Origin of the sequence: uncultured Dialister sp. (genome assembly GCA_900314595.1) — a bacterium.
Taxonomy (GTDB): Bacteria; Bacillota; Negativicutes; order Veillonellales; family Dialisteraceae; genus Dialister.
This window is the reverse complement of the sequence record OMVW01000002.1, coordinates 56,224-70,132: the sequence shown is the minus strand read 5'-3', so window position 1 is coordinate 70,132 and position 13,909 is coordinate 56,224. Positions and strand designations below refer to the sequence as shown.

The following is a 13,909-nucleotide window of genomic DNA, read 5'->3' as shown; positions in this document are numbered from 1 at the left end:
TAACCGGATTTATTTTAATTTCAGACTGTCAAGCCAATTCATGGCATCATCCAGCATATTTGTGGTAACAAAATGACCCAACCCGGGATATGTAATACGTTCGACACATCCTCCCCCATCTTTTAAGGATTCATAAAAATGAGCCTGAGCTCTGGGGTCGATGGAAGTATCACTTTCCCCATTCGTCAGAAGTATCGGAATTCCGGTCATATCCTTTATATGGGCCAATGGAGACTGATTTTCTATTTTCCCATACATTTCCCAATCCCGTTTCATGTATACGCCAAACCTGGCCTGCATGAAGAGATGGGTCAGGAGCCAGTCTCCGGATCCATTGAATGAAACAACAGCTTTTAAATCATCAGCATACCGACTGGCGATTCCAAGAACCGTCATCCCGCCCATAGAATGACCACAAATAACGATTTTTTCCGTTTCCCTGTTCCTGATAAATTCTACAAGCTTTGGAAATTCATTTACATTTTGAAACAGGGTTTCCCAGAAAACCTGATAATCTTCGACTTTGTAGTAATCACAGAGTTGGTTACGCATTCCATGATTGATGGCATCAGGCAGATATACGGTATACCCGTTAGCAGCAAGAACAGCGGCTTTGCTAAGCTGGTATTCTCCCCGGCTGCTCCAGCCATGATAGAAAACAGCAGGTCCAAGACTTTCACCAAATGGATGCACAATGATGACAGGAATATCTTTACAAAAAGTTTTTTCAATGTTCAGCCGAATCATGAACGACAGGTACTCCTTTCAGTTCCGGATAGAAATGGTCCGTCCATTTCCACCGGTTATGGAGCCAGAACCATTCCTCCGGATACTTATAAATCCAGGCCTCAAGTCTCCTGTTGATTTTATCGGTAATATTCTGAATAGCTTCCTTCTTCTTCAATCCCGGATCAGCCGTGATAGGATCCCCGATAATGATTTCATACTGCCAGGGACCAGTTTGATGGATAAGTGCAGTCATAACCGGAAGATGGGTAAGCAGGGAAAAATGGGCAGGACCAGTAGCAGTTAACGTTTTTTGTCCCATAAAATCGGAAAGTATACCTGTATCACCAGGGTCCTGGTCACACAAAAGGCCCACGAAATACCCCTCTTTGAGCCTTCGGAGCATATCACGGACTCCGGTCTTGTATTCCACTACCTGTCCGGGCATAGAACGATATTCGCATAGGAAACGATCAAAGCCCTTATTTTTTTGCTTCATGGCCACAGAAAGAAGCGGATATCCATACAAGGCCAGTGCTGCTCCTTCTATTTCCCAATTTCCACAATGAGTGGCAGCCAATACACATCCTTTACCCTCTTTTACAAGAGCATCCAGTTTTTCTCTTCCCCTGATAGTTACATAGGTGCTGATGTTATCTTTTGTCAAAAGAGGGAAACGGAACATGGAAATTCCCAAAGGGCCAAAGCGAACTGAAGAAGCCCTGGCAATCTCAATGGCTTTATCCTTTTCATCCGTGATACCGGCACGTATTATGTTATTGACCGCCAGTTTTTTCCTTTTGGATGGAACAAAAGTCCAAAAAAACTTACCAAGTCCCCGCCCCATGGATTCAGCCGACCCCGGCGGCAAATGACAGGCAATCCATCCAAGCATTTTGAGTAATCTGTAAGTAGCGCTCATGGAAAACCTCATTGAAAAATAAAAGAAAATACAAGGCCCTGTCCAAATCCGAGGATAGAGGACCCTGCATCTTCCTTTCAATACATTTCAAAATTAAGACAAGGCGAAATACGCAAGTCATAAAAGTTTCATTTTTTCTCCAGTGCTGCCAGTTTCTTTTCCAGAAGGCGCATCTTCTTCATCAATTCAGGAAGATGAGATACAGCTACTTCAACCCTTCCCCACTGGGCATGAGTCCTTGCAGGATAGCCAATATATACTCCAGGTTCCTTAATGGAACCAATAACACCTGCTTTCCCGCCAAGGACAACATGGTCTGTGATGCTTATATGTCCATTAACCCCCGCTTGGCCCGCAAGAATACAATGGCTGCCAATAGTTGTGCTGCCTGCTACGCCAGTCTGTGCACAAATAAAACAGTCTTCACCAACTTGAACATTATGACCAAGATGGACAAGGTTATCAATTTTGGTTCCTCTGCCTACTACCGTATCATTCAAGGCACCATTATCTATAGTAGAACCTGCTCCGATTTCGCAGTCATCACCGATAACAGCTTTTCCTAATTGACGTATATGATGATGATGCCCTTTATCATCTGTAGAAAATCCAAAACCTTGACCACCGATAACCGCATGTGCCCGTAAAACGACACGATTACCGACTTCTGTATTTTCATGAATGACACAACCGGGGTTAATTTCACAATCCTCTCCTATATGAGCGTTTTTCCCAATATAAGTATAAGGATAAATAATAGTTCTATTACCAATCATGGCTCCATCATCAATGACTGCATAAGCCATCACACAAACATCCTGTCCGATTTCAGCGGTATCGCTTACTACAGCAGTCGGGTGAATCCCGGGTTTAATATGGTTTTCCGGATGAAAAAGTTCAACCAGCTCTCCAAAAGAACGGCGGCAGTCAGGAACCACAATCAAATTTTTAGTATAATGGGCTGGAAGCTCATCCACCAAAATAACGCCGGCCTGTATTTCTTCTATGTGCTCGGCATAGACGCCACGGGCAAAGGTAATATGAGAGGGGCCTGCACTTTCTGCACTGCGCACATCATCAATAAGAACCGATTCATCTCCGTAAAGCGTACCGCTTACAATTTGAGCCAATTCGCCTGCTGATTTTTTCATAATCTTCCTCACTTGGTTGCTGAAGAAGCTGCTTTGGATGATCCTCCATCCATTTTAGCCAGAACTTCATCTGTAATATCGACTGCCCCACTCGGTACAGCCATTTTATTCATAACGATTCCAAGATTCTTTTCTTTTGCAATGGAGCTGCAATGGGACTGAATCATTGATTCAATTTGTTTCTGCTTGCTCTGAATGAAAATCATTCTTTCCTGTTGTGCAGATTGTACTTTTTTCTGCATTTCCTCATCAGAAAGACCCTTTTTTGAATCCTCTGCCAGACGGGCACTGATTTCTTTATCCTTGTCAGTAATCTCCTTCTGTATTGCCTTGATTTTAGGAGATTGGGATTCAATTTTCTGATAATCAATAACTGCTACTTTATGTTCACTGCCACAGCCGGAAAATACAGCTGCAAAAGCAAGTAATCCCACGCAGGCTATCTTTTTCAACACAGCCTTATCCATTTATTTCCTCCTGCTTTATATTTACAATCCGATTAACCATATCTCCGGTTACATCGGTCGCGTTAATATTAGCTTTATACTTTACAAAAATCATAGCAAGCTGCTTATCAGAAGCGACACGCGCCGCCTCCTTCTCTATATCAGCCATAATCTGTTTTTTCAAATCGGCCATCTGTTTCTGTTTGGAATCGATACGGGACTGCCAGGCCCTATTCCATTCCTGATTACCCGCATCAAAGCTCTGTTCAATTGGGTCCAAATGGGCTTTATTGTCAGATGCCAGCCGCTTTTTAATGTCTTCGGCAGTAACACGAGAGAATTCGGTAAGTTCAGATTCAGCCTTCTCCTTAGCATTTTTCATCCGCTTAACCTCGTCTGCTGTCCAGCCAGTCATATCAGCTTTTTCACGGGACGCCCGAAGCTCCATCAGGAAATGAAGTCTATCCTTAATCTTTTCTTTTTCTTCCCCTGTTACACCAAGAATCGTAAGCTTCATTTGAAGATTGGCCATTTCCGCCCTTTCTTCCGGTGTCAGCGTTTCCACATTTAAAGAGGAAGATGCAGCATGATTTTTAGAGATATCAGAGTAAAGCTTCTTAAGACCATCATTCAATTCATCTTCTTTAGCTTTTACCCTGGCTTTCAGTTCATTTTCTGCTGCCAGACGCCGTGTCTGATCGGACAAAGCCGCATTGATTCTTTTCTGCTGAGAGGCGGCCTGAATCAATCGATTCCGTTCATTCCGGTATTGTTCCAGTAACTGGTTATATTCAGTTTGCAATTTGAAGTAGCTGCTGTACTGGGGATGTGCTTTCACCATTGTCTCCAGGTCTGCCACACCATATTGGACAGCAGGCGGAGGAGTTTCCTCTTTCCTGGGTCCACAGCCGGAAAAGACAAAAGTAAAAACAATCATCGCAGTTGCAGCTATTCGGGCAAAAGAGCCGGAACGCATGGTAACCACTCCTGTTACTTACTCTGGGAAGCTGCCACAGACTGTGCAGAGGAAACAGATTTATTCAACGCTTCAGACACTTCTCTGGTAATATCGGTACCACCATAAATGACTGCAGATTTATCAACTACCAGAGAAAGACCCTTTTTGGAGGCTACAGATTTTACTGCCCCAGTTACCTGATCTTCCATATCCTTTTCAATAGCAGTCCGCTTCTGGTTAAACTGCTGCTGCATATCAGCAAAAAGCTTTTCCTTATCCGCATCGGACATGCCTGCAGATTTTGCATCAAAATCTTTCTGCATTTCTTCAGCAGTCTGCTTCATTTTGGTCTGATAATCAATGGCAAGCTGTCCATTGGAGGAAATCACTTCTCTCTGATCAACTACGCCAATATCCGTAGTTGGCGCAGCACTGGCCGTATCCCCCATGGATACAACCGCCATCACAGCTACGGATGCAATAAATACTCCCGCCAGGGCGAAAGAGAAAATCTTAACATTCTTCTTGTTTCCAAGAGTTGTCATCATGATTTAAATCACTCCTTTATAAATTGGCTACAAGTCGCAGCCATTTTCCATCTTCATCATTATACACATATTCAAGAGTCATATAATTATGAACTTTATAGGAAAGACCAAATTCATTCTCGTCATCTTTAAAATCCCGCTCATAACGGAGCGAAAATTTACTCCCAATGGGAACTATTCCGAAGACATGATTACTATTCTCGATAAAATTATATTTGTAGCCGAGATCCATAAGACCCCGGAAATGATGGTAAAATCCCCCATATACATCCCAGTCCACCGGTCCGGGATAAAAACGGGCCTCTCCGAATACCACATTGTTTCCACCCACAAAATGACCGAGCATGCCCTCAATCGTAGTATTGCGGTCTCCGTCACGGCCGGCATCAAGCCAGGCTTCCGTCCGGATAATCCAGTGGTCTGTCAGGGCATCAACTACAAGTTCCGTTTTTTCTCCCGGAATCAGCCTTGACCTTGTTTCAATGCCATATTTCTCAACAAAGAAATCTTTGCTCAGGATTCCATTGAGTTCAGAAGCAATTTTTCCCTGATTCCTGCTTACAAAGCCGACGGGAAGACCTTCCAGATTCTTAAGAGCAGTTTCCGTTTCATCCACCGCCCTCAGCATAAGGAGCCGAGGTACGGTAGATTTTTCCAGTGTAAGCCTGGTGGACCTGATAATATTTCCTTGAGGAATCAAGTAAATCTTTACTTTCGTATCTTCACCTGAGAGAACCTCAAAATTAGCCTGAAATTCCGGAAGGATCTGCTTAAGAAGATCCCGACCTGCCGACTGGGAAACACTTTCCGCCCATCCTACGGAATCAACAGGAAGCCCAATCAAAAGATTATTCATAAGAACCGGTACTTCCGCAGTTTCCGCTTTAATATACCGTTCTGCATCTCCTGAAAGATTTCCATAATCGATTTCTGTATTCACATGTCGAATCATTCTGCCAACCGGTTGAAGGGACACATTGATAGACGTATTGCTACCATAATCCACGGAAAGGTCTGAAACTACATAACCAATAACAACACGATTGATGATATCAGCAATCACTTTATTGTATTCGGCACTGTTCAGGCGAAAAAGATTTTCCTCTTTTCCGATAAGTATACGATTTCCGATGGAAGATATACTTGATACAATCCGTTTTGCCACAACTGGCGGAACATTTCCATCAGTTACGGAAAGATGGACATCCACATTCTGAATAGAGGCAGCACTAACACTTCCAGAAAAAACTCCCGTCATCAGAAATAGGCCTGCCCCAAGCATACTCCTTTTCAAGGAAGAAATCATGTTCCTCCTCTCTCAATCAGAACTGTGTACCAAAGCTAAAATGGAACTTGTTCTGATCACCATGACCATAATCAAGGCGAATAGGTCCGATTGGGGTCTGGAGACGAAGGCCGACACCTACGGACCAATTTATAGAATCATCGTCATCATACCACGGAATCTTACCATCATCAATATCCCAGGTACTGCCGACATCGGTAAAGAGTACACCCTGAACTTTCTTGGCAATTGGGAAACGATATTCCAGCGTAGCCGCATACATCTTCTTGCCTTTGAACTGATCATCTTCATAGCCGCGAAGTGTATTGGAGCCACCAAGATCAAAGAGGTTGCCATATGCCACGTCTCCATCTATATAGCCACCCATCAAGCGCAGCGCAAGGATGTGTCCATTGCCCAGCCCCTTATAGAAGCGGCCTTCTGTGGTGAATTTATAGAAATCATAATCCCCGCCAAGTCCATGGCCGCCATACTGGAGGGCGAAAGAAATACGTCTGCCACGGCTCGCGTTGAAGTAATTATCACGATTATCAAATACATGCGTGAAAGTAAAGCTGTTTGTGGTTCCGAAGTTATCATCAATAGCCTTCCGCCAGGCTTTTTTCATATTTTCACGAGCAGAAACAGTATTACCATCAGAATCCGTTGTTGCAGTATAGCCATACTTTTCTGCATTATTAAATTTGCCTTCCGCTGCTCCGCCCCATTCAAATCCATCATGATCATCATAGGATTCCTTGGATGATTCAAAATTGAAATAGTTGGTACGGTATTCGCTGCTTACATGACCCCAGGTAAGATTCCAGCCTTTTCTTCTCTTGTCGTATTCAGCAATTTCATGACCTTTGGCATCATAATCATCGTAGGTGTAGATACGGTTGAAAATGGATGCACCCAGGGAGTCGCCATTGGAATTGATCCAGGGTCTGGTGTAAGAAATCGTATAGTTCTTGCCATCACCGGCACCGCCAAATTCCCAATGGAAATTAACTTTATCGCCAGTTCCACGGAAGTTTGTATCGCCAAGTTCAATAATACCAACGGTACCATCAGAATCGGAGTAACCTGCACCAACCGTTACAACACCTGTTTTTTGTTCGATAACGTCAATTTCAATAATGACATTATGCTCATTCTCCTTACCTGGGAGAAGTTTCATATTTACATCTTCAAAATAACCCAGGTTGTATAATCTTTCCATACTCCTGCTGGCAAGGAACTTATTAAATGGCTGTCCTTTTTTGAGTTTTAGTTCACGTGTAATGACCTTATCTTTTGTCTTCTCATTACCTACAAGGACTATATCTTCGACGGTACCTTCCGAAATGTTGACATGAAGAATCCCATCAGGAGAAACCTGAACATTAGGAATGGAAACCAGCATATATCCCTGCTTAAGATAGAGATTTTCAATTTCCTTTAACTTTTGGTTAACAAGAACAAAATTAAGCACGCTGTCCTGTGGAATATTCATGATAGACTTCAGATAATCTCCGGTAAAAACGGTATTCCCTGAAAAGTCGACATCATGAACAACCGGATTGGAAACGAGCTGGTATATGACATCCACACCTTCCTTAACAGTATTGAATGCGGGAGTAATCTGGGCGAAGACCCCGGTAGATCCAAGAGATGCCACATCATTGCGAATCCCTTCTTCACTAATCTTTATACCAGGCTTGCTCTGAAGCAATGGAGCAAGTTTCGGTTTAACTGATTCGGGAATTCCTGAGAAATCAACAGAAGTAATCGTCTTTCCTACTTGTGCTTCAATAGCTTCGTCATCAGCTTTTGTTAAATATAAAGATGCATCTCCGACAGCCACGGTCTGCTGGGACTGCTGAACCTGAAGTGAAGAATCTTCCACTTTAGCTTCAGTTTCATCAGAAATCTGACCGGATGTTCCAACAGCCTGACCGTTCTTTACGCTGATCATATCACTCTGAGACATGTTTCCCTGCCCTGATGTCATATCCGGACTATCGGCCAATGCTCCTGCACCACTAACCGCTGTAAAAATTGCTGCCAGGATAAGAGCCTTTTTGTTTTCAAAAGTAATCATAAAATCCTCCCTAATTTTTGAGTAGCATTTACTTCTGCTTAATTTTATTTATTAAAAGTCAAGCCTGACCACGTAGGGCCCTTCCTGCCTCTCCAACAACACTTTGAATTTCTTTATCTGATAAGGCTGGTGCAGGTACATAGCGGGATGGAACTGCAGCCTGCTCCTTTGTCCGTATCTGTACAGGCTCAGAATAAGCTGCCGCCCGTAAGTTTTCAGACGATACCTCGCGAGAATAAACATTTGAGCTGTCTTTCTCCTTCAAGACCACCTCTGTTTTATCTAAATTAGATATTGTCTCAGATGGCTCTGCCGAAGTCACTTCATTAATAACAATCTGGACAGGTTTCTGTTGTGGCTCAACAGGAGAATTAAGTAAATTCCAGAACGCATTGATTCCCAGAAATATGCCAAAGGCAGCAATCATAGCAACAATCCTCAAGCCCCAGCGTCTGGTCGAGGACTCTTTTCTTGTCTCATGAAGCCGCTGCATTTCCGCCTGTGCCATGATCAAGTTTATTTCACCTGTTATTTCCCTGTGGCTGGAATAAGAATTTTCGGCTTTTTCAAGCCATTTTCTTACTGCCCGGACCCGTTTGATCTTATCTCCTGACATGATACCTCCCAATAATAAGGAATTTTGCCCGTATCAAAAAGAGCATAGTGATTTCTTTATTATTACATAATCAGAAAAAGAGAAGTATAAATGAACAGTCGTTAACCACATAATTCTTCTATTTTCATCAATTATCTTTTAAATTCAAATGAATACACAATGTAGAATCATTTTCTGTCATGAATCACCCGGGATAGCATCCCTCTCAGCCGCCTAATTCCTCTTTTTTCCAACCTGTAAACATAGGCTGTGCTGACATCCAAAGCATCCGCAGTTTCCTGGGCAGTCTGTTCCTTGAGATAGACACTCCTAATTACATCTTGTTCTCTCACAGGAAGGCGGTCAACAGCCTGACTGACTTTCATATGGAGCGAATTTCTATCAGCTGTTTCAAAAGCCGTATCCGGCCCAGCTTTGGAAAAGAAGATTTGTTCTTCCTGACCATCCTCCAGCAGGAGTTCTCTGCCATTCTTCTGCAGAAAATCAATCATTCTCCCACGAACCCGATGAAGAGCATACAGGGAAAAAGCCACTCCAGTATCAGGATTATACCTTTCGACAGCTTCCATCAATCCCACAGTCCCCTCCTGAATCAGGTCCAGTGTCACTGCTTCTTGAAGAGAATATTTCATTGCCTCACCGAAGACAAGAGGCTGGTAATGTTCAATAAGAGACTGTCTTGCTTCAATCAGCCCAGACTTTTTATACTGTTTCCACAGGTCGGCTTCTTCCTTCCTGCCAAGCTTATGAATTGCAGAAAGAGAAGCCATATATTCTTCCAGCATGTACCTCTCCTAGAATTTAAAACTCCAATCAATCCCAATATAACTGTCATGTTTATTATTATACCACGTGGAAATGCCAGTTCGCGAGTTCAAATCATAATGAGCGCCATAACTTGTCTCATTATTGTTCATCCCCATAGTTGCAGTAAGCATAAAATCATTAAAAAGATACTTTCCGATTTTCAGATAATAATAACTGTCATTGTTATCCTTTTCATTGTCATAATAATCGGTCAGGCTGGAAGTTATGGAAATCAGATCAAGTCCTATCTTATCTTTCATAAAATCTTGTACCCCGTTCCCCAAAAGCATAGTGAGTCCCGCATTGAAAAGTGCGCCTTCCATAGCTCCATCGTTATCAGATTTCGGATTCTGGTGAAAAACAAGAAGCATAAGAATCTGGGAATCATTCAATGCCGGTTCACTGTGGAAAGTGGTCTTCATTTCACCGGGAAGACCATCCAGTTCAGCTGTAATGGAATAATGACCAACTTTAGTAAATGCTTTGGCGTGAACAACAGGAAGGAAAGACCCCGGCTCACCCCCCCAGATGGCATTGGCCGTATCTACTTTGAATTCTGAAGTATTGATTTTGACAGTACCTTTCTCTACATTAACCCGTCCAGCCATGACAGGTTCCGAAAGCGGCCCCATCATGGAAATATTTCCTCTCACAAGAAGATCATAAAGAGCCGAATTATAAAGGCGCACATTATTTCCAACCTGGATATTGATACGTGTCAGTATATCCAATGGGGTTGTATCGGAATCACTAAGTAGTGCTAAAGGAACATCTATTACCGCATCCTGAATCTTCAGATTCCCGTCAATTCCCGGTCTCTCCAGTCCCGCAATTTCGCCCAAAGTAAAGTCTCCATCTACTTTCCCTTTATAATACTGGGAATCCAGAGCAGGTAGATGAATATGGAAATCTCCATTATATTGGGAAATCTTCATATGATCCCAGGAAACCGTTCCATTAGCGGTAACAGCGCCATTACCTATAGAAGCACTGCTTTCTACATGAGCTGAATTTCCATTAAATTCCATATTCATATTGACCGGTTTCACAACTTCATTCAGCGTCAGCAGCGTAAATTCGCCATCTTTTACGCTCACACCACCAAGTAGAAACGGGTCTTTATAACTGCCGGCCACCTTTAAATGTCCCTGAATAGGACCGCTGGCCGACGTAACCGGTTTGAAGAAAAGAGCAAGCATATTGAGATCCGCTTCGTCCAGATTGATATCCAGATCCAGGGGGACAGCCTTGTCAGTTTCACTGCCGGTAAAGATATTCCCCGGCATGGTTCCTTTCATACTGGCCCTGTAAGCATCTCTGGAAATCAGAGCATTCTGTATAGTGATCACATTATTCGAGGCATTGGCCATAAGAGACATGCTGTCAAAAGCTATATCCCCATATTTCGGATGATCAAGACCAACGGAAACATCTGCTTCCGGAGCTGATTTATTTCCGGAAAGGAAAACAGCCGCAGTCAGATTACCACCTATTGAAATATCTTTCCTTCCAATCACTTGAGGAATCCAGGAAATATCCATATTTCGGGCTGCAGCCTGGATATCAAGATCCCCCCTGCTATTCATGGATCCCTTAGCCGCAAGGATACCATCACCCACGGGTATTGAAAACTGACGAATAGAAAGCGCCCCATTCATATAAGAGAAATCAATATTTCCTTCTCCAAGAGCAGTATTTCCTAAATGACCACCAAGAATATGGGCCCTGAAATTAACATTAGGCGAATCTCTTGTGCCACTGATTTTCATACCGCCTTCAACAAGTCCGTCCACAGATTCATCAGGTCGCCCAAAGAAGGCCATAATATCCCGGATGTTCCAGCCATTGAAATCCAGATAACCATTCAATGCATCACTGGAGAGATTGTAACTTCCCTTCCAGAGGAAAGTTCCTTTCTTCTGATGGAAAGAGCCTTCATCAACAGTTACAATCTGATCTTTATAATGGACACCGGTAGAAACATTCCGAATCGTATTTCCGGCAATCGTAATTTCCCGGGATGATGCCGTACCATCAAAATCAGGGCTGTCAAAATTCCCCTTAACGAGACCGTTAAGTGTAATTTTGCCTTTTACGCCTTTGTCAGGCAGCACACGCTCAATATCAATATCCGTCATGGAAACAGTGAGATTCAGATTGTTCTCTTCTGCACCACCGTTTATTACGATTACCCCATCATACATATAGCCCATGCAGTTCTTCAAATCAAATTTTTTATTATCATAACCATACTGACCGGAAATACTCTGGAATAATTCCCCCATGACCGAACCGCTCCAGGCATGAAAATCTCCCTGAACTTTCGGGTTCTCCGGTTTTCCGGTGACCGTAAGTTCATTTGAAATCCAGCCAGTCACAGGATAATCCAGCCCAGCTATGGATAGAAGATTTTCTATCCTTGCTTTATCAGTCTTTACTTTTATATTCATATCATAGTTGTGGATATCTATGGTACCGCTGAATTCATGATTTCCAGAGGCCCCAGCCACATTTAATAAAGGAATGTTCAGTTTTCCATCATGAAGAGCCATACTTCCATCAACAGTATCAAAAGCCGCTTTGCGGAAATGGCCATTTCTGGCCCTGATAGTACCATTTCCATCCGGCTGATCCAGTGTCCCGGAAATATTACCTTTGAACGATGCAATACCGGCTATATCTTCATCGGTCAGTTGCGTAAACATGGACATATCAATATCTGATGCGTCCACATTTATATTCATCAGATCCCCGCCATAAGAACCGGTGGCAAAGAATGCGCCATTACCGCTGATTCCGCTGGCATAAGGAATATCTATAACACCGTCTTTTTCAGAAATGGATGCCGCTATATTATTCAGGAATACCCCTTTATAAGAAATATTCTGACCATTCAGGGTTCCATCCCAGTTCCCATTCCGATAATTGCCAAATCCCCGTAGATTTCCTGCCGACAGACCGTTAAAATCCAAATTCAGTGCTTCCCCGTTGGCTGACGCCCTGACTAGATTGAGGATACCATCTTTATAGGAACCTTCTGCCTGGCAATAACCGCTCACAAGTCCATTCAAAACCTGTCCTGCAGGGATTTGATCCATAGAAACGTGATCGACAAAGGCCTGAATCGAAAACAATCCGGCATCCATGCTATAGCTGCCATGACCAAGAATATGCCCTCCTGCGGCATCTGCTTCCAGATACGGTATAGTGATGGAACCATCATCATAGGAAAAAGATACTTTTCCTTTTTCCACTGAAAGATTTTCATAGGCTCCATCGACAATGGAAATATCGCCACTGACAGATGGATGTTCCTTTGTTCCGGAGAAAGAAAGATCCCCTGTCACAATCCCTTTTGCTTCATAATCCGGGACAACTTTTGCTATATCAACTTTGGATAAAGCAGCAGTGCCCCAAAAAGGAGTATCCTCTCCGGCAAGATCCACATGGACCTCACCGCTGATTTTCTGCCCATTCACCGTTCCGGAAATTTTTGTGACATCTGCCCTGTTATTTTCAATATTAAAAAAAGCCGCTCCATCAGCCAGAATGTAATTTTCATAGCCAAGAGCAGCATGATTAAAAGAGCCGGTCATCCGGTAAACGACGATCCCGTCGCTTTTCCAGATTTTGGCTTCCGTTATGCTTCCCGTCCCATCCTGCGGTGTCAGCTTTTTCTGAAACTGCGGCAGTTTTTCAATAAGCGGCTGCAGGGATTTCAATGGAATCGGATCTGTCTTTATATTCACTTCCAGATTATTGCTGTCAGTATATTTCAGCCTGCCATCAAAAGAGCTGTCAAAGATGGCTCCCGTTAGACTGCCATCAATATGGGCATCCTTATCCCAGGCAAAAGTGCCCTCCACCTTTGTGAAGTCGAACTGACCAGCTTCATTTGTCTTTATCAGGGCCCTTCCCTTTGTAATGATGACCTTTCCCGTAAACTTCCCACTGTCGGAATCATCAGAAGGTTTAAGGATATCACTGATATTCCAGGTTCCATCGGCCTTCTGGGAAAGAGAAAGTTCCGGCTTTTCAATAGTTACATCACGAATAACAGTAGCGATACCGTCATCGTGAAGGAGATAATTATATAGAGAAGACATGGACCAGCCTACGGTCAATGAGGGTGTCTTTAAAACATCCTCCCCCTTTTCATCTTTCAGTTCCAGATAGGCAAAAGAAAGATCCAGGTTTGGGTCCAGATCGATGGAAGACCAGGACAGGGTACCATTCACCCTGTCTCCCAGCTTTTCAGCCAGTACAGGTTCCAGATTCTGCACGATAATAGGCCGGATTAGCAGATAAATCACGACGAGCACCATAAAAATGGCAGCCGCTATGGTGTTTATCCACCATTTCATACT

Annotated in this window: 11 protein-coding genes; all 11 read right to left on the bottom strand. The window is 43.2% G+C overall.

The window, feature by feature from the left end; genetic code table 11:
- Positions 1 to 9: 9 nt before the first annotated feature.
- The 11 genes from QZN42_RS01280 to QZN42_RS01230 all read right to left on the bottom strand — a co-directional run bounded on the left by QZN42_RS01280 (position 10) and on the right by QZN42_RS01230 (position 13,906).
- Positions 10 to 747, bottom strand: coding sequence for an alpha/beta fold hydrolase (locus QZN42_RS01280; RefSeq protein ID WP_296953895.1), 738 nt, complete (start codon positions 745 to 747; stop codon positions 10 to 12).
- Entirely contained in the window at positions 728 to 1,648 is a 921-nt protein-coding gene (locus QZN42_RS01275; RefSeq protein ID WP_296953894.1) for a lysophospholipid acyltransferase family protein, read from the bottom strand. The genes QZN42_RS01280 and QZN42_RS01275 overlap by 20 nt, the downstream gene beginning before the upstream one ends.
- A 128-nt stretch (positions 1,649 to 1,776) precedes the next feature.
- Positions 1,777 to 2,799 (bottom strand): UDP-3-O-(3-hydroxymyristoyl)glucosamine N-acyltransferase, encoded by a 1,023-nt coding sequence (gene lpxD, locus QZN42_RS01270; RefSeq protein WP_296953892.1) that lies wholly within the window; start codon positions 2,797 to 2,799, stop codon positions 1,777 to 1,779.
- A gap of 8 nt (positions 2,800 to 2,807) precedes the next feature.
- On the bottom strand, positions 2,808 to 3,266 hold the full coding sequence (locus QZN42_RS01265; protein WP_296953890.1) for an OmpH family outer membrane protein: 459 nt from the start codon (positions 3,264 to 3,266) through the stop codon (positions 2,808 to 2,810).
- Entirely contained in the window at positions 3,259 to 4,221 is a 963-nt protein-coding gene (locus tag QZN42_RS01260; protein ID WP_296953888.1) for a hypothetical protein, read from the bottom strand. Before QZN42_RS01260 ends, QZN42_RS01265 begins: the two co-directional genes overlap by 8 nt.
- Before the next feature lie 14 nt (positions 4,222 to 4,235).
- A complete protein-coding gene (locus QZN42_RS01255) occupies positions 4,236 to 4,751 on the bottom strand; it encodes an OmpH family outer membrane protein (protein WP_296953886.1) in 516 nt (171 codons plus the stop codon).
- Between the two features lie 16 nt (positions 4,752 to 4,767).
- Positions 4,768 to 6,057, bottom strand: coding sequence for a Tat pathway signal sequence (locus QZN42_RS01250; protein ID WP_296953885.1), 1,290 nt, complete (start codon positions 6,055 to 6,057; stop codon positions 4,768 to 4,770).
- Between the two features lie 16 nt (positions 6,058 to 6,073).
- Positions 6,074 to 8,119 carry an outer membrane protein assembly factor gene (locus tag QZN42_RS01245; RefSeq protein WP_296953883.1) on the bottom strand — a complete coding sequence of 682 codons (2,046 nt, stop codon included), beginning with the start codon at positions 8,117 to 8,119 and terminating at the stop codon, positions 6,074 to 6,076.
- Between the two features lie 58 nt (positions 8,120 to 8,177).
- On the bottom strand, positions 8,178 to 8,735 hold the full coding sequence (locus tag QZN42_RS01240) for a hypothetical protein (protein WP_296953881.1): 558 nt from the start codon (positions 8,733 to 8,735) through the stop codon (positions 8,178 to 8,180).
- A gap of 167 nt (positions 8,736 to 8,902) precedes the next feature.
- Positions 8,903 to 9,520 (bottom strand): sigma-70 family RNA polymerase sigma factor, encoded by a 618-nt coding sequence (locus QZN42_RS01235; protein ID WP_296953879.1) that lies wholly within the window; start codon positions 9,518 to 9,520, stop codon positions 8,903 to 8,905.
- 9 nt (positions 9,521 to 9,529) lie between these two features.
- Positions 9,530 to 13,906, bottom strand: a complete 4,377-nt coding sequence (locus QZN42_RS01230) for a translocation/assembly module TamB domain-containing protein (RefSeq protein ID WP_296953877.1) — start codon at positions 13,904 to 13,906, stop codon at positions 9,530 to 9,532.
- Between the last annotated feature and the right edge of the window lie 3 nt (positions 13,907 to 13,909).